This is a genomic window from Mycobacterium sp. SMC-8 (genome assembly GCF_025263565.1).
GTDB lineage: Bacteria > Actinomycetota > Actinomycetes > Mycobacteriales > Mycobacteriaceae > Mycobacterium.
The window spans coordinates 6,208,206-6,229,120 of sequence record NZ_CP079865.1; the positions used below are offsets into that span (position 1 = coordinate 6,208,206).

Sequence of the window (20,915 nt, forward strand, 5' to 3'; positions counted from 1 at the left end):
AGGGCGGCGGCGCCGATCTCGTAGCATTCCAGGTGGCAGCAGCCCCACATGCGGATGCGACGGGAATGGACATCGACTTCACCAGGCTCAGGTATTTCGTCGCTGTCGCGGACGAACTGCATTTCAAGCGCGCTGCCGACAAGTTGATGATCACGCCTCCGCCGCTGAGCAAGCAGATCAAGCTGCTGGAGAAAGAACTCGGCGGACCGTTGTTCGAACGCGGCTACCACGAGGTGCGACTCAGCCCGCTCGGCCGGCAGTTGGTGGGTCCGGCGCGCGAGATCCTGCGCCAGGTTGAGGACTTCAGGTCGGCCGCGACCCGCGGGGTGCGCGGCCTGGCGCCGATCCGGGTCAGCGCGACGGCCTATGCCCCCTCGGACCTTCTCGCCGAACTGGAAGCCGTCATCGCGGGACTGCCGGTACCGACCGAGTTCAGCGTGCCGGGTTCCGCCGCCGAGGTCACCGCCAAGCTGATCGCCGGGCAGTCCGAACTCGGTCTGATCCACCTGCCCGCCACCGACAAGCGGCTCCGGCACAAGGTGGTGGCCAGCTACCAGGGCGGGATCGCCGTCCGGTTCGACGACCCGCTTGCGGCCAAGGACCTGGTGTCCATCGAGGAACTGCGCGACCGTGAAGTCGCCATCGACTTCGCCCGACCCAACCCGGTGGTGCTGGCCGGCCTCACGCGTCGGCTCAACCGCAGGGGCATCCACCGCATCGTGCGCACCACCAACCAGCGTGGCGGCGAGGTGGAGATGGCCACCCAGGTGTTCAACCGGCATCTGGTCGCGGTGGTCAGCTACGCCCCGGACTCGTTCATCGGCAAGATCTTCTCTCCGCCGGAGTTCAAGTTGATTCCCGTCGACGAAAGCACCTGGGGCCCTGCGGAAATCGCACTCTCCTGGGTACCCGAGCGGGTGCAGGCGCGGCTCGCCGAGGTCGAGTTGACCGTCGAGCAGATCGCCGACCGGTTGGGTCCGGTGCACCGCGGCGCCTGAACTCCGGCACACCGCCCTTAGGTGGCGACCTAAATGTGTTCGCCCCAGAACAACGCGGACCGGCGGGACCGCGAACGACGATGTCGTTTTTCCGCTAGTTCTACCCCTGGCCCACGTGTCATCGTCGATGCGTGCACACCGACTTCGACCGCTGCTACCGGGCCGTGCAATCCAAGGATGCCCGGTTCGACGGCTGGTTCGTCACCGCTGTGCTCACCACAGGGATCTATTGCCGGCCGAGTTGCCCGGTCCGACCCCCGTACGCACACAACCTGCGCTTCTATCCGACCGCGGCGGCCGCCCAGCGGGCGGGTTTCCGGGCGTGCAAGCGATGCAGGCCCGACGCGTCACCGGGTTCACCGGAATGGAACATGCGCGGAGACGTCGTCGCCCGCGCGATGCGGCTGATCACCGACGGGACGGTTGACCGGGAAGGAGTCGCCGGCCTGGCCGCGCGGTTGGGATACACCGTGCGTCAGCTGGAACGGCTCACCCAGTCCGAGGTGGGAGCGACCCCTCTCGGGCTGGCGCGCGCCCAGCGCGCCCAGATGGCCCGGGTGCTGATCGAGACCACGGACATGCCCTTCACCGACGCCGCGTATGCGGCGGGGTTCTCCAGCATCCGGCAGTTCAACGACACCGTCCGCGCAGTCTGCGACATGACCCCCACGATGCTTCGCCGCCGCGCCAGGGCCCGCCGCGGCGGGGGCGGTGACGGCGGAACCGGCGTGGTGTCCCTGCGGTTGCCCGTGCGGGCGCCGTTCGCCTACGAGGGCCTGTTCGGCCATCTGGCGGCAAGCGCCGTACCGGGAGTGGAGGAAGTCAAAGAAGGGACCTACCGCAGGACTCTGCGGTTGCCGAACGGCCGGGGCATCGCAAGCCTGACACCCCACCCCGACCATGTGCGATGCCGGCTCGTCGTCGACGATTTCCGTGACCTGTCGGCGGCGATCGCGCGTTGCCGGCGCCTGCTCGACCTCGACGCCGATCCCGAGGCCGTCGTCAGCGCGCTGAGCGCCGACGAGGGGTTGGCCGCTCTGGTGGCCAAGGCGCCGGGACAGCGTATTCCACGGACGGTGGACGAACACGAGCTCGCCGTCCGGGTCGTCCTCGGCCAGCAGGTGTCGATGGCTGCGGCACGCACCCACGCCAGCCGACTCGTCCAGGCGTACGGGCGCCCGATCGACGATCCCGACGGCGGCCTCACCCACGTGTTCCCCTCCGTGACAGAGCTTTCCGCCATCGACCCGGACCATTTGGCGTTCCCCGCGGCGCGCCGGCGTAGCCTCCATGCGCTGGTGAGCGCGCTCACCGACGGCGCCGTGGTGCTCGACCCGGGCTGCGACTGGGACGCCGCCCGCGCGCAGCTTCTCACGCTGCCCGGCATCGGTCCGTGGTCGACGGAGATGATCGCCATGCGAGGGCTCGGCGATCCCGACGCCTTCCCCGGCACCGACCTCGGTGTGGCCGTGGCGGCCAAACAGATCGGCCTACCGGCGACCCCCCGCGGACTCGCCGAGCGCAGTACCCGCTGGCGCCCTTGGCGTTCGTATGCGACGCAGCACCTCTGGACCGCACTCGATCACAGCGTCAATCAGTGGCCGCCGAAGACGAAATGAGGGACGTGGCGCAGTACCGAACGATGGACAGCCCGGTGGGCTTGCTGACACTCGCCGGGACCGCGGGACGATTGCGTCACCTGCGGATGGTGGACCAGACATACGAACCGGACCGTGCCGGCTGGGAACGGGACGATGACGCATTCGCCGATGCCGTGACGCAGTTGCAGGAGTACTTCGGTGGCACCCGCCGGGACTTCGACTTGACGCTCGAACTGCTCGGCACGCCCTTTCAGCGGCGAGTATGGGAGGCGCTGCTGACGATCCCCTACGGCGAGACGAGGTCGTACGGCGACATCGCCAGGCAGATCGACGCTCCGGGGGCCTTCAGGGCGGTCGGATTGGCCAATGGACATAATCCGATCGGGATCATCGTGCCGTGTCATCGCGTGATCGGCGCCAATGGCAGTCTCACCGGCTACGGAGGCGGATTGGACCGCAAGAAGACGCTTCTGGGCATGGAGCGCAATAACGCGCCGGCGATTCTGACGCTATTCGATTAAGAGGTGCCGGCAGTCCCACACCAATCACCGGACAAAGGACAGCGTCGGTTCCGCATTACTCGTCTAAAAAGGCCGCCACAGCTCCCCGAGAGCCGAAGAAGTGACGATGAATTGCCCCTCTAAGCCGAGCGACATAACCACAAAATGAAGCGGGCGAATACCCACACTTTCACCCGAACGTAGACGGCAGATTTCACCGGATGCACAAATGCCTGTGCCCCCCAACAGAATTGGGGGGCACAGGTCAATTTGTGTTCGGCGGTGTCCTACTTTTCCACCCGTGTGGGTAGTATCATCGGCGCTGGCAGGCTTAGCTTCCGGGTTCGGGATGGGACCGGGCGTTTCCCTGCCGCTATGGACCGCCGTAACTGTATTCACTCGTTTTTGAGTGATCCCCGTGGTGGGGAAGTTTATAGCCCCTTGTTTATTGGTGGTGGGGGTGGTGTGGTTTGTGGTTGTGGTTGCGAGGTTTTGTTGGTGTTGTAAGTTTTCGGCCGGTTAGTGCCAGTTCCCTGCACCTCTTGCGAGGCTTCTAGGTCTGGTCTATCGATCCCGTGGTCTGCGGGGGGCCTTATCCCACTGAAATGGGTGAGAAGCCTGGTCTTGGAGGGGGTTTCCCGCTTAGATGCTTTCAGCGGTTATCCTGTCCGAACGTGGCTATCCAGCGGTGCCCCTGGTGGGACAACTGGTAGACCAGAGGTTCGTCCGTCCCGGTCCTCTCGTACTAGGGACAGGTTTCCTCAAGCTTCTGACGCGCGCGGCGGATAGAGACCGAACTGTCTCACGACGTTCTAAACCCAGCTCGCGTGCCGCTTTAATGGGCGAACAGCCCAACCCTTGGGACCTGCTCCAGCCCCAGGATGCGACGAGCCGACATCGAGGTGCCAAACCATCCCGTCGATATGGACTCTTGGGGAAGATCAGCCTGTTATCCCCGGGGTACCTTTTATCCGTTGAGCGACACCCCTTCCACTCAGAGGTGCCGGATCACTAGTCCCGACTTTCGTCCCTGCTCGACATGTCCGTCTCGCAGTCAAGCTCCCTTGTGCACTTACACTCAACACCTGATTGCCGTCCAGGTTGAGGGAACCTTTGGGCGCCTCCGTTACATTTTAGGAGGCAACCGCCCCAGTTAAACTACCCACCAGGCACTGTCCCTGGACCGGATAGACGGTCCGAGGTTAGAGGCCCAATACGATCAGAGTGGTATTTCAACAACGACTCCACCCTCACTGGCGTGAGGGCTTCACAGTCTCCCACCTATCCTACACAAACCGTATCGAGCACCAATACCAAGTTGTAGTGAAGGTCCCGGGGTCTTTTCGTCCTGCCGCGCGTAACGAGCATCTTTACTCGTAATGCAATTTCGCCGAGTCTATGGTTGAGACAGCTGAGAAGTCGTTACGCCATTCGTGCAGGTCGGAACTTACCCGACAAGGAATTTCGCTACCTTAGGATGGTTATAGTTACCACCGCCGTTTACTGGGGCTTAAATTCTCCGCTTCACCCCCGAAAGGGTTAACGGGTCCTCTTAACCTTCCAGCACCGGGCAGGCGTCAGTCCGTATACATCGTCTTGCGACTTCGCACGGACCTGTGTTTTTAGTAAACAGTCGCTTCTCACTGGTTTGTGCCACCCCCTCCCGCTGCCGGCCGCGAGGGCCTTGACGGTGTGGGGGTCCCCCTTCTCCCGAAGTTACGGGGGCATTTTGCCGAGTTCCTTAACCATAGTTCACTCGTACGCCTCGGTATTCTCTACCTGACCACCTGTGTTGGTTTGGGGTACGGGCCGTGTGTGCGCTCGCTAGAGGCTTTTCTCGGCAGCATAGGATCACCGAATTCGCCTCAATCGGCTATGCATCACCTCTCAGGCATCATGAGTGACGGATTTACCTATCACTCGCCCTACAGGCTTACCCCGGTATTACCACTGACCGGTACGGCTACCTTCCTGCGTCACCCCATCGCTTGACTACTACCACCGAAGGTCCCGCGCAGCCGGCGACGGTCGCTCCCCGAAGGGATTGATCTGTCGCCTTTTGGGCGGTTAGTACCGGTGATTCATCAGGGACGCTCACACACGGGTACGGGAATATCAACCCGTTGTCCATCGACTACGCCTGTCGGCCTCGCCTTAGGTCCCGACTCACCCTGGGCGGACTGGCCTGGCCCAGGAACCCTTGGTCTTCCGGCGGGCAAGGTTCTCACTTGCCTTATCGCTACTCATGCCTGCATTCTCACTCCCACACCCTCCACAGCTAGATCACTCTGCTGCTTCACCGGATGCAGGACGCTCCCCTACCCAGCACACAAGTGTGCTGCCGCGGCTTCGGCGGTGTGCTTGAGCCCCGCTACATTATCGGCGCACAATCACTTGACCAGTGAGCTATTACGCACTCTTTCAAGGGTGGCTGCTTCTAAGCCAACCTCCTGGTTGTCTTCGCGACTGCACATCCTTTTCCACTTAGCACACGCTTAGGGGCCTTAGCCGGCGATCTGGGCTGTTTCCCTCTCGACGCACGGAGCTTATCCCCCGCCGTCTCACTGCCGCATTACACCGTGTCGGCATTCGGAGTTTGGCTGACGTCAGTAACCCTGTGGGGCCCATCGGCCATCCAGTAGCTCTACCTCCGACACGAACACTGCGACGCTGCACCTAAATGCATTTCGGGGAGAACCAGCTATCACGGAGTTTGATTGGCCTTTCACCCCTACCCACAACTCATCCCCTCAGTCTTCAACCTAAGTGGGTTCGGGCCTCCACGCGGTCTTACCCGCGCTTCACCCTGGCCATGGGTAGATCACTCCGCTTCGGGTCCAGAACACACCACTACACCACACACAACTGTGCGGATACGCCCTATTCAGACTCGCTTTCGCTACGGCTACCCCACCCGGGTTAACCTCGCGACATGTCCCTGACTCGCAGGCTCATTCTTCAAAAGGCACGCCATCACCCCACGCAAAAACGAAGGCTCTGACGGATTGTAAGCGCACGGTTTCAGGTACTATTTCACTCCCCTCCCGGGGTACTTTTCACCATTCCCTCACGGTACTCATCCGCTATCGGTCACTGGGAAGTATTCAGGCTTACCGGGTGGTCCCGGCAGATTCACAGCAGATTCCACGGGCCCGCTGCTACTCGGGGAAACCTGTGACAGCAGATCAGGAGTTTTCGACTACGGGGCTCTCACCCACTACGGCAGACCATCCCAGGCCACTTCGCCTAACACCTGATTTTCTCACTGCTGCTGCCCACGGCGGCGGACCAGAACACAGACCCCACAACACCGCACACACAACCCCCGCCGGGTATCACATGCACACGGTTTAGCCATCCTCCGCTTTCGCTCGCCACTACTCACGGAATCACTTTTGTTTTCTCTTCCTACGGGTACTGAGATGTTTCACTTCCCCGCGTTCCCCCCCAACGCCTATATATTCAGCGTTGGGTGACACGACATCACTCGTGCCGGGTTTCCCCATTCGGACATCCTCGGATCCACGCTCGGTTGACAGCTCCCCGAGGCATATCGCAGCCTCCCACGTCCTTCATCGGCTCCCAGTGCCAAGGCATCCACCATGCGCCCTTAAACACTTACAACACAAAACCAAAAATGAGTCACCCACACACACCCCACAACGAGATGCATGCGAGTATCAGAAAAATTTGCATTACATGAAATGACAACCCACACAAGAAAACCCACCCCCACAAAGGAAGACAGGCCCTCATACAAGCCATCATCTCGATGCTCGCAACCACTATCCACAAATCAAACACCACACCCCACCACCAAAGCAGGGCAACAACACGCTCCACCACCCCAACGGGCAATGGCCACCCCCCAACGGGGCTGCAGGGCCTGTTGTCTCAAAGCCCAATAGTGTGTCTGGCAGCCGCGCACGGCATTTCCCTACCCATGCGCCAATGTCTGTTGCCTGCACCAGACCCTGAAACCCACTACAGGCCAGGGCCATCCAACGAATCGATCAGATCACCGAACCCCCACACGATGTGGGCGGGCCTGATTCTCGTGGTGCTCCTTAGAAAGGAGGTGATCCAGCCGCACCTTCCGGTACGGCTACCTTGTTACGACTTCGTCCCAATCGCCGATCCCACCTTCGACGGCTCCCTCCCACAAGGGGTTAGGCCACCGGCTTCGGGTGTTACCGACTTTCATGACGTGACGGGCGGTGTGTACAAGGCCCGGGAACGTATTCACCGCAGCGTTGCTGATCTGCGATTACTAGCGACTCCGACTTCACGGGGTCGAGTTGCAGACCCCGATCCGAACTGAGACCGGCTTTGAAAGGATTCGCTCCACCTCACGGCATCGCAGCCCTTTGTACCGGCCATTGTAGCATGTGTGAAGCCCTGGACATAAGGGGCATGATGACTTGACGTCATCCCCACCTTCCTCCGAGTTGACCCCGGCAGTCTCTCACGAGTCCCCGCCATTACGCGCTGGCAACATAAGATAAGGGTTGCGCTCGTTGCGGGACTTAACCCAACATCTCACGACACGAGCTGACGACAGCCATGCACCACCTGCACACAGGCCACAAGGGAACCGACATCTCTGCCGGCGTCCTGTGCATGTCAAACCCAGGTAAGGTTCTTCGCGTTGCATCGAATTAATCCACATGCTCCGCCGCTTGTGCGGGCCCCCGTCAATTTCTTTGAGTTTTAGCCTTGCGGCCGTACTCCCCAGGCGGGGTACTTAATGCGTTAGCTACGGCACGGATCCCAAGGAAGGAAACCCACACCTAGTACCCACCGTTTACGGCGTGGACTACCAGGGTATCTAATCCTGTTCGCTCCCCACGCTTTCGCTCCTCAGCGTCAGTTACTGCCCAGAGACCCGCCTTCGCCACCGGTGTTCCTCCTGATATCTGCGCATTCCACCGCTACACCAGGAATTCCAGTCTCCCCTGCAGTACTCCAGTCTGCCCGTATCGCCCGCACGCCCACAGTTGAGCTGTGAGTTTTCACGGACAACGCGACAAACCACCTACGAGCTCTTTACGCCCAGTAATTCCGGACAACGCTCGGACCCTACGTATTACCGCGGCTGCTGGCACGTAGTTGGCCGGTCCTTCTTCTCCAGGTACCGTCACTTGCGCTTCGTCCCTGGCGAAAGAGGTTTACAACCCGAAGGCCGTCATCCCTCACGCGGCGTCGCTGCATCAGGCTTGCGCCCATTGTGCAATATTCCCCACTGCTGCCTCCCGTAGGAGTCTGGGCCGTATCTCAGTCCCAGTGTGGCCGGTCACCCTCTCAGGCCGGCTACCCGTCGTCGCCTTGGTAAGCCATAACCTCACCAACAAGCTGATAGGCCGCGGGCCCATCCCACACCGCAAAAGCTTTCCCCTCCCAGACCATGCAGCCAGAAGGGTGTATTCGGTATTAGACCCAGTTTCCCAGGCTTATCCCAAAGTGCAGGGCAGATCACCCACGTGTTACTCACCCGTTCGCCACTCGAGTACCCCGAAGGGCCTTTCCGTTCGACTTGCATGTGTTAAGCACGCCGCCAGCGTTCGTCCTGAGCCAGAATCAAACTCTCCAAACAAAAACCCCCACACCAAAAAGTGCAGGCAGAATTCACAATCAGAGAAATCCGATCATCAAACAAGACACCAAAAACTGGCATCCAAAAACAACCCACCCCTAAACGGGAAAAAGAGGCAGGCCAAAAAACAACAAACAAAAACCACCAAACACACTATTGAGTTCTCAAACAACACGCCCGAGTCTTGTGACCGACCCTTTTCAGGGCAACCCTGCCAGCTTAAACTATCTCGTCCAGCTAGTCAAGACTCTGTTCTCCGCGTTTCCGCGGCGACTCGATTAGATTAGAACTTGCCTTCTTTCGAAGTCAAATCCGCTGGTCAGAGGGGCGCAGCCGTTTTACAGCCGCACAAGATCTAGCTTACCCGCTCGATCTCGGCGCCGAGGCTGAGCAGATTTTCCACGAACTTCGGGTAGCCGCGATCGATGTGGAACACGTCGTGAACTTCGGTGTCGCCGTCGGCGACCAGGCCTGCGAGCACCAGCCCAGCGCCCGCGCGGATGTCGGAAGACCACACAGGCGCACTGGAAAGCTGGGGAATCCCCCGCACCACGGCATGGTGACCGTCGGTGCGGGCGTCGGCTCCGAGCCGGATCATCTCTTCGACAAAGCGGAAGCGGGCCTCGAACACGTTCTCGGTGATCATCGATGTGCCGTCCGCGACCGCCGCCAGGCCGATCGCCATCGGCTGCAGGTCGGTCGGGAAGCCGGGGAACGGCAGCGTCGCGACGTTGACCGCCTTCGGACGCTCGTATTGAACGACCCGGAAACCGTCGTCGGTCTGGGTCACCGTGGCGCCGGCGTCGTGCAACTTGTGCAGCACCAGCTGCAGGTGCGCCGGGTCGACGCCCGTCACCGAGATATCCCCGCGCGTCATCGCCGCGGCTATCCCCCAGGTGGCCGCGACGATCCGGTCGCCGATCACCCGGTGTTCGGTCGGGTAGAGCCGGTCGACGCCGGTGATCGTCAGTGTCGACGATCCCGCACCGCTGACTTGGGCGCCCATCTGGTTGAGCATCGTGCACAGGTCGACGACGTCCGGTTCGCGCGCGGCGTTGTGGATCGTCGTGACCCCCTCGGCCAGGACGGCGGCCATGAGGATGTTCTCGGTCGCACCGACCGACGGGAACTCCAACTGGATCTCTGCGCCGTGCAGAGAATCGGCCTCGGCCACCACGCAACCGTGCTCGATGTTGCACCTGGCACCGAGCTGACGCAGACCCGCCTGGTGCATATCCAGGGGCCGCGACCCGATGGCATCACCGCCGGGAAGCGCCACCTTCGCCTTCTTGCACCTGCCGACCAGTGGTCCCAGCACACACACCGACGCGCGGAATTGGCGGACCGCGGCGAAGTCGGCGTCGTACTTGAGCTCGTCGGGCGAGGTTATCCGGACGACGTCTCCATCGAGTTCCACGGTTGCGCCGAGTCCGCGCAGCACCTCGGCCATCAACGGGACGTCGAGGATGTCGGGACAGTTGGTGATCGTGCTGGTGCCCTCTGCGAGCAGCGCCGCGGCCATCAACTTCAACACACTGTTCTTGGCGCCCCCGACGGCCACTTCGCCCGATAACCGGCAACCGCCGGTCACCACGAAACGCTCGCTCACGCCGGTCAGTGTAAACAGCGTGCTGGGCCATGTCAGGCTGCCGAGCCGCGGCCGAAGGGCACGGCCCGGTACCGTTTTGGCATGGCAGTGCACCTGACGCGGATCTATACGCGGACCGGCGACGATGGCACCACCGGGCTCAGCGATTTCAGCCGGGTTTCCAAGAACGATGCACGGTTGTCGGCCTACGCCGACTGTGACGAAGCCAACGCCGCAATCGGGGTTGCGGTCGCGCTCGGCCACCCTGACGAGCGGATTCTCGAGGTTCTGCGCCAGATCCAGAACGACCTGTTCGATGCAGGCGCCGATCTGTCGACGCCGGTGGTGGCCGACCCCGAATATCCGCCGCTGCGCATCCAGCAGAGCTATATCGACCGTCTGGAGGCCTGGTGCGACGAATTCAACGAGGGCCTGCCGGCGCTGAACTCGTTCATCCTGCCCGGCGGCACCGCGCTGTCGGCGCTGCTGCACGTGGCCCGCACCGTGACCCGCCGGGCAGAGCGGTCCGCCTGGCACGCCGTCGAGACCCACGGCGACGCGGTCAGCGTGCTGCCCGCCAAGTATCTGAATCGGCTCTCGGATCTGCTGTTCATCCTGTCGCGAGTGGCCAACCCCGACGGGGACGTGCTGTGGCAGCCGGGCGGGCAGCGTCAGTAGGAGGACTCAGTAGGATCTCCGGCGCGCCCGGGGAGACGGGCGGGACTCCAGCCAGGATGTGAATGCCGTCAGAGCGCCTCGATCCAAGGCGATCTCGTAGCCGCGACCACGCTCAGGGCTCGTGTCGCGCAGCTCCAGGACGATGATCTCGTCGGTCATGATGTCGAATTCGTCGCCCCGTGGTGAACGCCGGGCGACGATCTCGAGCCCGCGCCGGCTCAGAGTGCGGTCGGGCCACCACCGCAGGCTTGACAGCCGATAGAACCCGGCTTCTCCACCCCGATATCTCATCACTCCGTGCCGCCAACCGTGGCCACCGACCGCGGGAAAATCCCGCAGGATCGCGGCGGTACCGCCAACCTGCCGCAGTTTCCACAGCCGGTAGGACAGCGTGATGACGACGAGCAGAAGGACACCGACGAGCGCGACCATGAACAGCATGGACGCGCTCATCGGCAGTCAGTCCAGTTGGCCCAGGGCGCGCAGGCGCGCGCGACCCCATGCCGCGGTCCGCTCGTCGTCGGACTCCGCGTCCTGCTTGGCCTCGTCGGCGTTGATCTCCGACTCGAACGCCGCGTTCTCGACGAGGATCCGAACCGCTTCCTCGGTGACCGACAGGAATCCGCCGTCGACGGCGATGCGCAGATCGTCCTCACCTTCGCGCTCGACCCGCACCATGGCGTCGTCGACCAGCTGCGCCACCAGCGGGATGTGGCGGGGCAGGATGCCGATCTCACCGGCGGTGGTGCGGGTGAACACGAACGTCGCGTCCCCCGACCACAGCTCGCGCTCCACGGCGACGATCTCGACGTGCAGGTCAGCCATGCCGCACCACCTTCCGCTGAATGCTCTTCGCGCAGACGCTCAACGCGCCGGTGCCCGCCACACTCACAGCTTGGCGCCGAGGCTCTCGGCCTTCTTCGCCAGATCGTCGAGACCGCCGATGAGGAAGAACGCCTGCTCCGGCAGGTGGTCGAAATCGCCCTTGGTGAGCTTGTCGAAGGCCTCGATGGTCTCCTTCAACGGCACCGTGGAGCCCGGCTGGCCGGTGAACTGCTCGGCGGCCATCATGTTCTGGCTCAGGAAACGCTCGATACGGCGCGCCCGGTTCACCAGCTGCTTGTCCTCTTCGGACAGCTCGTCGATACCGAGAATCGCAATGATGTCCTGAAGGTCCTTGTAGCGCTGCAGGATTCGGATGACTTCCTGGGCCACGCGGTAGTGCTCGTCACCGACGACGGCCGGGTCGAGGATCGTCGACGACGACGCCAGCGGATCCACCGCGGGGAAGATGCCCTTCGAGAACACCGACCGGGAGAGCTCGGTGGTCGCGTCGAGGTGGGCGAAGGTGGTGGCCGGCGCCGGGTCGGTGTAGTCGTCGGCGGGCACGTACACGGCCTGCATCGAAGTGATGGACCGGCCACGGGTCGAGGTGATGCGCTCCTGCAGCTCGCCCATCTCGTCGGCCAGGGTCGGCTGGTAACCCACCGCGGACGGCATACGGCCGAGCAGGGTGGACACCTCGGAGCCGGCCTGCGTGAACCGGAAGATGTTGTCGATGAACAACAGCACGTCCTGACCCTGCTCGTCACGGAAGAACTCCGCCATCGTCAGCGCCGAGAGCGCGACGCGCATACGGGTGCCCGGCGGCTCGTCCATCTGGCCGAACACCAGCGCGGTGTCCTTGAGCACGTTGGCGTCCTCGAGCTCGACCCACAGGTCGTTGCCCTCACGGGTGCGCTCCCCCACGCCGGCGAACACCGAGGTACCACCGAAGTTGCGGGCGATGCGGTTGATCATCTCCTGGATGAGCACCGTCTTCCCCACGCCCGCACCGCCGAACAGGGCGATCTTGCCGCCGCGCACGTACGGGGTGAGCAGGTCGACGACCTTCAGGCCGGTTTCCAGCATCTCGGTGCGGGGCTCGAGCTCCGCGAAGGCCGGGGGCTTGCGGTGGATCGACCAGTGCTCGAAGTCCTTGCCGTAGCCGGGCTCGTCGAGGCAGTCACCGAGGGCGTTGAAGACGTGACCCTTGACGCCGTCGCCGACGGGCACCGAGATCGAGGAACCGGTGTCGGTGACCTCCACACCACGGACCAGGCCGTCGGTGGGCTGCATCGAGATGGTGCGGACCAGGTTGTCGCCCAGGTGCTGCGCGACCTCCAGCGTCAGCGTCTTGGACAACTCTTTGTAAGAGATCTCGGCGTGCAGCGCGTTGAACAGTTCGGGTACGGAGCCACGCGGGAACTCCACGTCGACCACGGGACCGGTGATCCGAACGACGCGGCCGGCAGTCTTTTCGGCGGTAGCTGTCATTTTCTCTTCGCTTCCTAAAGGGGCTTGCTTCTCAGACTATTTGGCGTCGGCCAGTGCGTTGGCGCCGCCGACGATCTCGCTGATTTCCTGGGTGATCTGCGCTTGGCGCTCGCGGTTGGCCGCCAGGGTCAACGCCTTGATCAGATCGTCGGCGTTGTCGGTGGCCGACTTCATGGCGCGCCGGCGCGAAGCCGACTCCGAGGCCGCTGCTTCGAGCAACGCGGCGTACACGCGGGTGGCGACGTAGCGCGGCAGCAGTGCGTCGAACAGGGTCTCGGGATCCGGCTCGAACGAGAACAGCGTGTGCGGGCCCTCCTCGGGCTGCTCGTCGCCGACGTACTCGACGACCATCGGGGCGATGCGGCGTGCCGCTGCCGACTGCGACAGCATCGACTTGAACTCGGTGAAGACGATGTGCAGTTCGTCGACACCCAGAATGCCGTCGGCACCCGCGTCGTCACCCTCATCGTCGGCGCCCGACATGAAGGCCGTCACCAGGGTGTCGGCGATCTCGCGGGCGTTCTCGTACGTCGGACGCTCCGAGAACCCGGTCCAGGACTCGACCACCTGGCGCTGACGGAAGCTGAAGTAGCCCAATGCCTTGCGCCCGACGGCGTACAGGACCGGTTCCTTGCCCTCTTCGCGCAGCAGCGAGAACAGCTCCTCGGCCTGCCGGAGCACGTTCGCGTTGTACGCGCCGCACAGCCCGCGGTCCGAGGACACCACCAGCACAGCGGCCCGCCGCGGGTTCTCCCGGGCGACGAGCAGCGGATGATCCAGCGCGCTGGCGCTCGCGAGCTCGGTGAGCATGTTGGTGATCTCAGCACTGTAGGGCCGAGCCGCCTCGACTCGGGCCTGCGCCTTGGCGATTCGCGACGTGGCGATCAGTTCCTGGGCCTTGGTGATCTTCTTGATCGACCCGGCGGAACGGATGCGCCCACGGAGCTCGCGCAGTGTTGCAGCCATCTAGCTCTCCAGACCTTCCCGGTCCTACTTCTTGGGGGCCGGCTTGCGGACCTTGACGGATTCCTTCTCGACGTCTGCCTCGTCCATCGCCTCAGCCTCGGCTTCGTTGACCACCACGGAGCTGCCGTCGGAAGCCGAGAAGCCCTTCTTGAACTCGTTGATGACGTTGACCAGCTTCTCCTCGACCTCCTCGGAGAGCTTCTTGCTCTCGCGGATGCTCTGCAGGATGTCGCTGTGCGAGGCCTTCAAATGCTCGAGCAGTTCCGCCTCGAAACGCGCCACGTCTTCGACAGGAACCGAATCCAGGTGACCGCCGGTGCCGAGGTAGATCGCGACGACCTGGTCCTCGACCGGGTACGGGGTGTACTGGGGCTGCTTGAGCAGCTCGACCAGGCGAGCACCACGATCCAGCTGCGCCTTGGAGGCGGCATCAAGATCCGAGGCGAACGCGGCGAACGCCTCCAGCTCGCGGTACTGCGACAGCTCCAGACGCAGCGAGCCCGCCACCTCCTTCATGGCCTTGATCTGCGCGGCACCGCCGACACGGGACACCGACACACCAACGTTGATGGCCGGACGCACGCCCTGGTTGAACAGGTCGGACTCCAGGAAGCACTGACCGTCGGTGATCGAGATGACGTTGGTCGGGATGAACGCCGAGATGTCGTTGGCCTTGGTCTCGATGATCGGCAGACCCGTCATCGACCCGCCGCCGAGCTCGTCGGACAGCTTCGCGCAACGCTCCAGCAGCCGGGAGTGCAGGTAGAACACGTCACCGGGGAACGCCTCGCGGCCCGGCGGGCGACGCAGCAGCAGCGAGATTGCGCGGTAGGCGTCGGCCTGCTTGGACAGGTCGTCGAAAACGATCAGGACGTGCTTGCCGTCGTACATCCAGTGCTGGCCGATGGCCGAACCGGTGTAGGGCGCCAGCCACTTGAAGCCGGCGGCGTCGGAGGCGGGGGCCGCGACGATGGTGGTGTACTCCATCGCACCGCCCTCTTCGAGAGCGCGCTTCACCGACGCGATCGTGGTGCCCTTCTGGCCGATGGCGACGTAGACGCAACGCACCTGCTGCTTGGGGTCGCCGGTCTCCCACGCCTCACGCTGGTTGAGGATGGTGTCGACACAGACGGCGGTCTTGCCGGTCTTGCGGTCACCGATGATCAGCTGGCGCTGGCCGCGCCCGATCGGGGTCATCGAGTCGATGGCCTTGATACCGGTCTGCAGCGGCTCGGACACGCCCTGGCGCTGAACCACCGACGGAGCCTGCAGTTCCAGTGCGCGCCGGGTGTCGGACTCGATGTCGCCCTGACCGTCGATCGGCTGCCCCAGCGGGTTCACCACGCGGCCGAGGAACGCGTCACCGACCGGCACCGACAACACCTCGCCGGTGCGCTTGACCTGCTGGCCCTCTTCGATCTTCTCGAAGTCACCCAGGATCACGGCGCCCACGCTGTGCTCGTCGAGGTTCAGTGCGACGCCCAGAACCCCACCGGGGAACTCCAGCAGCTCCTGCGTCATCACCGAGGGCAGACCCTCGACGTGGGCGATGCCGTCGCCGGCGTCGACGACGATGCCGATCTCTTCACGGTCGGACTCGGCGGTGAAGGAGGAGACGTAGTCCTCGATCGCCCCTTCGATGTCAGAAGCCGAGATTGTCAACTCTGCCATGGCTTTTCGTTCCTGCCTTCGTGTTTGTTACTGCTCGAGTTCTGGGGCGGTCAGTCCGGCAGCCCGGTGCGGGCCGCGGCCAACCGCGAGGAGATGGAACCGTCGATGACCTCGTCACCGACCGTGATCAGGAGCCCGCCGAGAACCTCGGGATCGATGTCGAGCTGAACCGACATCGGGCGTCCGTAGATCCGGCTCAGCACCTCGGTCAACCGGTTGCGCTGCGCGTCGGTGAGGTCGGCCGCTGCGGTGACCTGGGCGACGGCCTCGCCACGCCGGGACACCGCGAGCTCGGCGAGGTCGTTGACCGCGTCGTCGGCGGATTCACCGCGAATCAGGTCGACGGTCTGCGTCAATAGCGCCTTGGCGGTGTCGTTGACACCGTCGCTGCTGTCGAGGACCTTCGTCAGCAGGTTGACACGCTTGTCGGCAGGCACCGTGGTGTCGGCCAACAGCCTGCTCAGCTGCGGCTGCGAGTCGAGCAACCGGCCGAACCGGAACAGCTGGTCCTCGACCTCTTCGCTCTGCCCGTCACGCTCTGCGCGGACCAGCAGCGCCAGCCGGGCGACATGCTCGATCGCGTCGACCAGGTTCGCTTCGCTGGACCAGCGTTGCGCGACGGCGGTCTTGAGCAGATCCAGCGTGGCGTCGTCGACCTTGCCGCCGAACAACCGCTCGACGAGCCGCTCCTTCGCGGTGGCATCGTCGGCCGGTTCGGCGAGGTACTTGGTGAGCGTGGGCTCGTCGAGGAGCACCTTGGCCACCGCGGCCAGGTTGTCGGCCAACGCGGTCAGAGCGCCGGAGTCGGCATTCTCCGCGAGCGACTCGAACTTCTTGACCACTTCGGCGAGCGCCTCGCGGCTGGCGGCGCGCAGATTGAGCGACGCACCCGCCTCGAGCACCGTCGATGACGGAGCCATCGCATCCAGATCGTCGAGGAAGCGGTCGACCGTCGAGGACTGCGCGGCCGGATCGGACACATAGTTGCGGACGATCTCGGTGGCCTTCTCGACGGACTCCGCACCGAGACCGGTGCGCAGCTGCCGGATGAGCTGCTGGCGCATCAGCTGAACCTGCTGGGCGCCTTGGGCTTTGATCCGCTCGGCTTCAGCGTCGGCCTGCTCGGCAAGCTGAGCGGCGATCCGCTCGGAATCCTGCCGCGCTTCTTCGGTGACCTTGGCCCCTGCCGCCTTCGCGTCCTCGACCGCCTTGGCGTGCATCGCGTCGGCGTCGGCGAGCTTCTTGCTCGCTTCGGCACTCTCGGCCAGGGCGGCCCGCACAGCCTCCTGCTGCCGTTGCATCAGCCCCTTCACGGGCGGCACGACCCACTTGACGATGATGAACACGATGACGGCAAAGCCGATCAGCTGTCCGATGAAGATCGACATCTAACGACTCCCACCTGAATTCACGTCGACGCCCAGGATCCGACTGGCCAGCGTCGCGGACAGGCCGTCGACGGAGGACTGCAAATCCGACCGGGCGGCCGAACCCTGTTGCGACAACTGCTCGTCCGCGGACTGCACCGTCTCGGCGACCTCGCCACTGGCCGCTGCCCGCTTGTCGTCGACCACCTGGCGGCCCGAGACACGGGCCTCATCGCGGATCGACGAAGCCTCGCTGCGGGCGTCGGCCATTGTCTTGTCGTAGTCCGCCTGCGCCGCCGCGACCTGTTCGGCCGACTTGCGGTTGTCGGCAGCGGTCTTGGCCAGCATCGCCTCACGCTCGGCCAGGACCTTGCTGATCGGCGGCACAACCCATTTCGAGATCACGCCGAGCGTGATCAGGAAGATGAGCAGGACGGCGAAGAACGTGCCGTTGGGGATCAGGAAGTTACTGGTCCCTCCGCCCTCTTCGGCGGCGACGAGAGATGTGGTGAGCTCACCCATGCCGGTGGATTACTGCAGGCCCGGAGTGGCGAAGACGAACAGCGCCATGAAGGCCAGGTTGATGAAGTAGGCCGCCTCGACCAGACCAACCGTGATGAAGAACGGCGTGAACAGCCGGCCCTGAGCCTCAGGCTGGCGAGCGATACCGGCGATCAGGGCGTTACCGGCGATACCGTCACCGATACCGGCACCGATCGCGCCGCCGCCCATGATCAGACCGCCGCCGATCAGCGCACCAGCCGTGATGATGGCGTTGGGGTCGATTTCCATTCTCTTATCCTCCTTGATAACTGGGGGCGGTGCCGCCAGAGTTCGTGATCGTTGCTCGTAGGGACTTAGCGGTAGTGAAGCTCAGTGCTCTCAGTGGTCTTCGTGTTCCAGCTCCATCGACTGGCTGAAGTACAGGATCGTCAACAGCGAGAAGATGAATGCCTGGATCAGGCCGACGAACAAGTCGAAGGTCTTCCAGACGGCGTTCGGCAACCACTGGATGTACCAGGGGAACATCGCGATGAGGGCCACGAGGATGCCGCCCGCGAAGATGTTGCCGAAAAGTCGGAGGGCCAGCGAGATCGGCTTGGCGAGCTCCTCGACGATGTTGATCGGCGCAAGGAACGCGACGTGGCCCTTGACGACCTTGACCGGGTGTCCGATCACGCCGCGGCGCCAGATACCTGCGGCGTGGTAGCAGATGAACACGAACAGCGCCAGCGCGAGCACGAAGTTGATGTCCGAGGCCGGCGCCTTGTACAGCTCGGCCGCCGCGCCGTCGGCGCCGCCGTACTGCAGTGGCAGCACGGCGAGCCAGTTCGAGACGAGGATGAACACGAAGATCGTGACCGCCAGCGGCAACACGAACGGCGCCACCTTCATCCCGATCGCGCTCTCGATCTGCTGACGCATCTGGACGGTCAGGGCCTCCCAGAACAATTGCACGCCGCTCGGCACACCCGTGGCGGTGACCTTTGACTTGAGGTAGAACGCCAGCGCGATGACAATCAGCGCCGAAACGGCGGTGGCCAGGATCGTGTCGCCGTTGAAGGTCATACCGAAGAGTTCGAACACCAGGACGTGGTGCCCGACGTGAATGGCGGCGCCACCTTCCTCCGCGGCGAGGATGGATTCGGTCATGCTTCCCGTCTTTTCCCGTTCAACTGGACCAGCTTGTTCATGTAGGTCAGATCAATCCTTCGAATCCGTGTCGAGCACGTTCAGCCCGTCGCTGCGGATCTTTTTCAGGACGGGGATGCTCGTGCTCATCACGAGCAGCGCCTGGAAGATCGCGAGGCCGAAGAGCACGGCGATGCCGCCGTGTTCCCGGAACAGGAACGCGACGGTCAGCGCGACGGCGGTGATGACGAGTAGACGTGTCGCCGAGTTCACCGCCATCTTCTTCTTCAAGGGGTGTTCCTCGGCGGTGATGGACTCCACGGCCCGGCGCACGAGCAGGGCGTTGACCAGCCCCAGGCCGAGGCCGAGGCCGAAGAACGCGCCGAAGAGGATATTGCCGGTGAACCCTGAGGCCAGAAGTGCAACCGCGGTCAGCGCGACGCACACGATGAGCAGACGCACGGGTCGGAAAGCAACGGACGGAAACACCAACGGCGCATCTTGCGCTGGCGTCGTCACTGCTTCACCTCAATCCGGCGGTCATCAAGCATCGATGGGAACTTCCCGAGCGTCCTGTGCGTGGCGCCCGTAGCGTAACGGAGGGCGTCGGGCGCGCTGGAATCACCCAAGGGGTTGCTCCCTGTTTCGGTCCAAATGTGGTCATTGCGCCAGCCCGGCCGATGCTCTGATCGATGCCATCGAACCGCCCGGAGGCCGGCAACCCGCGAGGTCTTTTTTCGGGTTCTTATTGAACCCTAACACATGGTGAGGGCCACAAAAGAGGGCCTACTACTTTTTGTCGTACACCTCGTCCGGCGCACCGTTTCGGCGGCCCAGCAACGGGATCAGCGTCACGACGATCGCGACCACGACCGCACCCGCCATCACCGCTCCGGTGTGCCGCGGATCGAAGAAGATCGTGCTGGCGGCGCCCAGCGCGGCGATACCGACCCACAGGTAGATGAGCAGCACCACCCGGCGGTGCGAGTGACCGATCTCCAGCAGCCGATGGTGCAGGTGCATCTTGTCGGGACTGAACGGGCTCAACCCCTTGCGGGTGCGCCGGATGATGGCCAGCAGCATGTCCAGGGCGGGCACGAACACCACGGCCACCACCAGTAGGAACGGAGAGAGCAGCGCGAAGACGTCCCGCGCGCCGTAGGCGGTCTGCGAGATCGGGCCCGCGGCCGTGGTGGACGCGGCCGCCAGCATCAAGCCGATCAGCATGGATCCGGAGTCACCCATGAAGATCCGCGCCTTGTGGAAGTTGTGCGGCAGGAATCCCAGGCAGGCGCCGGCGAGCACGACGGAGATCACCGCGGGCGGGTAGAACAGCACATCGCCGCCGTGGTCGCGAAGCAGGCCGACCGAGAACATGCAGATCGCGGATGCGGTGATCAGGCCGAGACCGGCCGCCAACCCGTCGAGGCCGTCGACGAAGTTCATCGCGTTGACGAGGGCAACGGTGAACGCGAGCGTCAGCAGGATGGACGCCACCTGGTCGAGCACGATGGTGCCGACCCCGCCGATCGGGATGTAGAGCACGCTCCAGGCCACACCCATGGTCACCATCACGCTGGCGGCGGTGATCTGGCCGGCGAACTTCGTCAGCGCGTCGAGGCCCCAGCGGTCGTCGATGAGTCCGACCACCATGATCAGCCCGCCCGCGACCACGACCGCAGGCATCCCCGACGAGTACACGAAGCCACGGGTGAGCGCCGGTAGCTGCGACGCCAGCAGCACGGCCGCGACGACGCCGACGTACATCGCCAAGCCGCCCATCCTCGGGACGGGCTGCAGGTGCACGTCGCGTTCCCGGGGGTAGGCCACCGCACCCCAGCGGGTAGCGAGCACCCGTACCAGGCCGGTGGCCAGATAGGTGATGATCGCGGCGGTCAGACCGACCAGCGCGAGTTCGCGCAGCGGCACCCCCGCGCCGCGGTCGGAGAGCGCCATGAGGCTCTCCCCTGCCAGCGCGACCGTCTCGGACGCCGAACCCAGTTGC

The 20,915-nt window shown here is 63.8% G+C and carries 16 protein-coding genes and 3 rRNA genes; 4 read left to right on the forward strand and 15 right to left on the reverse strand.

The features are described from left to right. The first annotated feature begins 65 nt into the window (after window positions 1–65). The 3 genes from KXD97_RS29795 (at window position 66) to KXD97_RS29805 (ending at window position 3,120) form a co-directional block, all read left to right on the forward strand. The gene (locus KXD97_RS29795) at window positions 66–998 is read left to right on the forward strand and encodes a LysR family transcriptional regulator (protein WP_260758215.1); all 933 of its coding nucleotides are present in this window, start codon (window positions 66–68) and stop codon (window positions 996–998) included. Between the two features lie 131 nt (window positions 999–1,129). Further along, the gene (locus tag KXD97_RS29800; protein WP_260754614.1) at window positions 1,130–2,617 is read left to right on the forward strand and encodes a DNA-3-methyladenine glycosylase 2 family protein; all 1,488 of its coding nucleotides are present in this window, start codon (window positions 1,130–1,132) and stop codon (window positions 2,615–2,617) included. Further along, window positions 2,614–3,120 (forward strand): methylated-DNA--[protein]-cysteine S-methyltransferase, encoded by a 507-nt coding sequence (locus KXD97_RS29805; protein WP_313901391.1) that lies wholly within the window; start codon window positions 2,614–2,616, stop codon window positions 3,118–3,120. Before KXD97_RS29800 ends, KXD97_RS29805 begins: the two co-directional genes overlap by 4 nt. Window positions 3,121–3,373: 253 nt before the next feature. Here KXD97_RS29805 and rrf read toward each other — a convergent pair. The 4 genes from rrf to murA all read right to left on the reverse strand — a co-directional run bounded on the left by rrf (window position 3,374) and on the right by murA (window position 10,301). After that, window positions 3,374–3,487 (reverse strand): 5S ribosomal RNA (gene rrf, locus KXD97_RS29810). A gap of 111 nt (window positions 3,488–3,598) precedes the next feature. Beyond that, window positions 3,599–6,723: ribosomal RNA gene (locus KXD97_RS29815) — 23S ribosomal RNA — on the reverse strand. A 447-nt stretch (window positions 6,724–7,170) separates the two neighbouring features. After that, window positions 7,171–8,692: ribosomal RNA gene (locus KXD97_RS29820) — 16S ribosomal RNA — on the reverse strand. The 16S, 23S and 5S rRNA genes sit together here, the layout of an rRNA operon. 355 nt (window positions 8,693–9,047) lie before the next feature. Continuing rightward, entirely contained in the window at window positions 9,048–10,301 is a 1,254-nt protein-coding gene (gene murA, locus KXD97_RS29825; protein ID WP_260754615.1) for a UDP-N-acetylglucosamine 1-carboxyvinyltransferase, read from the reverse strand. A gap of 81 nt (window positions 10,302–10,382) precedes the next feature. Here murA and KXD97_RS29830 point away from each other — a divergent pair, with 81 nt between their 5' ends. Next, window positions 10,383–10,958: a cob(I)yrinic acid a,c-diamide adenosyltransferase gene (locus tag KXD97_RS29830; protein WP_260754616.1), complete on the forward strand. Its 576-nt coding sequence runs from the start codon at window positions 10,383–10,385 to the stop codon at window positions 10,956–10,958. A 6-nt stretch (window positions 10,959–10,964) separates the two neighbouring features. On the opposite strand, the gene KXD97_RS29835 is transcribed toward KXD97_RS29830, so the two are convergent. The 11 genes from KXD97_RS29835 to KXD97_RS29885 form a co-directional block, all read right to left on the reverse strand. Further along, window positions 10,965–11,411, reverse strand: a complete 447-nt coding sequence (locus KXD97_RS29835) for a DUF2550 domain-containing protein (RefSeq protein WP_260754617.1) — start codon at window positions 11,409–11,411, stop codon at window positions 10,965–10,967. Between the two features lie 6 nt (window positions 11,412–11,417). Further along, window positions 11,418–11,783: a F0F1 ATP synthase subunit epsilon gene (locus KXD97_RS29840; RefSeq protein WP_260754618.1), complete on the reverse strand. Its 366-nt coding sequence runs from the start codon at window positions 11,781–11,783 to the stop codon at window positions 11,418–11,420. A 63-nt stretch (window positions 11,784–11,846) separates the two neighbouring features. Continuing rightward, the gene (gene atpD / locus KXD97_RS29845; protein WP_260754619.1) at window positions 11,847–13,274 is read right to left on the reverse strand and encodes a F0F1 ATP synthase subunit beta; all 1,428 of its coding nucleotides are present in this window, start codon (window positions 13,272–13,274) and stop codon (window positions 11,847–11,849) included. 36 nt (window positions 13,275–13,310) lie between these two features. Continuing rightward, on the reverse strand, window positions 13,311–14,240 hold the full coding sequence (locus tag KXD97_RS29850) for a F0F1 ATP synthase subunit gamma (protein ID WP_260754620.1): 930 nt from the start codon (window positions 14,238–14,240) through the stop codon (window positions 13,311–13,313). Between the two features lie 24 nt (window positions 14,241–14,264). Next, entirely contained in the window at window positions 14,265–15,911 is a 1,647-nt protein-coding gene (gene atpA / locus KXD97_RS29855; protein WP_260754621.1) for a F0F1 ATP synthase subunit alpha, read from the reverse strand. A gap of 50 nt (window positions 15,912–15,961) precedes the next feature. Then, on the reverse strand, window positions 15,962–17,299 hold the full coding sequence (locus KXD97_RS29860) for a F0F1 ATP synthase subunit B/delta (RefSeq protein WP_260754622.1): 1,338 nt from the start codon (window positions 17,297–17,299) through the stop codon (window positions 15,962–15,964). Then, on the reverse strand, window positions 17,300–17,800 hold the full coding sequence (locus tag KXD97_RS29865; protein WP_260754623.1) for a F0F1 ATP synthase subunit B: 501 nt from the start codon (window positions 17,798–17,800) through the stop codon (window positions 17,300–17,302). A 9-nt stretch (window positions 17,801–17,809) separates the two neighbouring features. Next, complete coding sequence (locus tag KXD97_RS29870) at window positions 17,810–18,064, reverse strand: F0F1 ATP synthase subunit C (RefSeq protein ID WP_197420417.1); 255 nt, start codon at window positions 18,062–18,064, stop codon at window positions 17,810–17,812. Window positions 18,065–18,160: 96 nt separating this feature from the next. After that, complete coding sequence (atpB, locus tag KXD97_RS29875) at window positions 18,161–18,931, reverse strand: F0F1 ATP synthase subunit A (protein WP_260754624.1); 771 nt, start codon at window positions 18,929–18,931, stop codon at window positions 18,161–18,163. Window positions 18,932–18,982: 51 nt separating this feature from the next. Continuing rightward, window positions 18,983–19,429 (reverse strand): ATP synthase subunit I, encoded by a 447-nt coding sequence (locus tag KXD97_RS29880; RefSeq protein ID WP_260754625.1) that lies wholly within the window; start codon window positions 19,427–19,429, stop codon window positions 18,983–18,985. A gap of 270 nt (window positions 19,430–19,699) precedes the next feature. Further along, window positions 19,700–20,866, reverse strand: a complete 1,167-nt coding sequence (locus KXD97_RS29885) for a glycosyltransferase family 4 protein (RefSeq protein WP_260754626.1) — start codon at window positions 20,864–20,866, stop codon at window positions 19,700–19,702. Between the last annotated feature and the right edge of the window lie 49 nt (window positions 20,867–20,915).

Excerpts from the sequence above, each read along its gene's own strand:
- KXD97_RS29795 (WP_260758215.1), top strand. The coding sequence starts at position 66 with ATGGACATCGACTTCACCAGGCTCAGGTATTTCGTCGCTGTCGCGGAC.
- KXD97_RS29805 (WP_313901391.1), top strand. The coding sequence starts at position 2,614 with ATGAGGGACGTGGCGCAGTACCGAACGATGGACAGCCCGGTGGGCTTG.
- KXD97_RS29830 (WP_260754616.1), top strand. The coding sequence starts at position 10,383 with ATGGCAGTGCACCTGACGCGGATCTATACGCGGACCGGCGACGATGGC.
- KXD97_RS29835 (WP_260754617.1), bottom strand. The coding sequence starts at position 11,411 with ATGAGCGCGTCCATGCTGTTCATGGTCGCGCTCGTCGGTGTCCTTCTG.
- KXD97_RS29840 (WP_260754618.1), bottom strand. The coding sequence starts at position 11,783 with ATGGCTGACCTGCACGTCGAGATCGTCGCCGTGGAGCGCGAGCTGTGG.
- atpD (WP_260754619.1), bottom strand. The coding sequence starts at position 13,274 with ATGACAGCTACCGCCGAAAAGACTGCCGGCCGCGTCGTTCGGATCACC.
- KXD97_RS29850 (WP_260754620.1), bottom strand. The coding sequence starts at position 14,240 with ATGGCTGCAACACTGCGCGAGCTCCGTGGGCGCATCCGTTCCGCCGGG.
- atpA (WP_260754621.1), bottom strand. The coding sequence starts at position 15,911 with ATGGCAGAGTTGACAATCTCGGCTTCTGACATCGAAGGGGCGATCGAG.
- KXD97_RS29860 (WP_260754622.1), bottom strand. The coding sequence starts at position 17,299 with ATGTCGATCTTCATCGGACAGCTGATCGGCTTTGCCGTCATCGTGTTC.
- KXD97_RS29865 (WP_260754623.1), bottom strand. The coding sequence starts at position 17,800 with ATGGGTGAGCTCACCACATCTCTCGTCGCCGCCGAAGAGGGCGGAGGG.
- atpB (WP_260754624.1), bottom strand. The coding sequence starts at position 18,931 with ATGACCGAATCCATCCTCGCCGCGGAGGAAGGTGGCGCCGCCATTCAC.
- KXD97_RS29885 (WP_260754626.1), bottom strand. The coding sequence starts at position 20,866 with ATGGCGCTCTCCGACCGCGGCGCGGGGGTGCCGCTGCGCGAACTCGCG.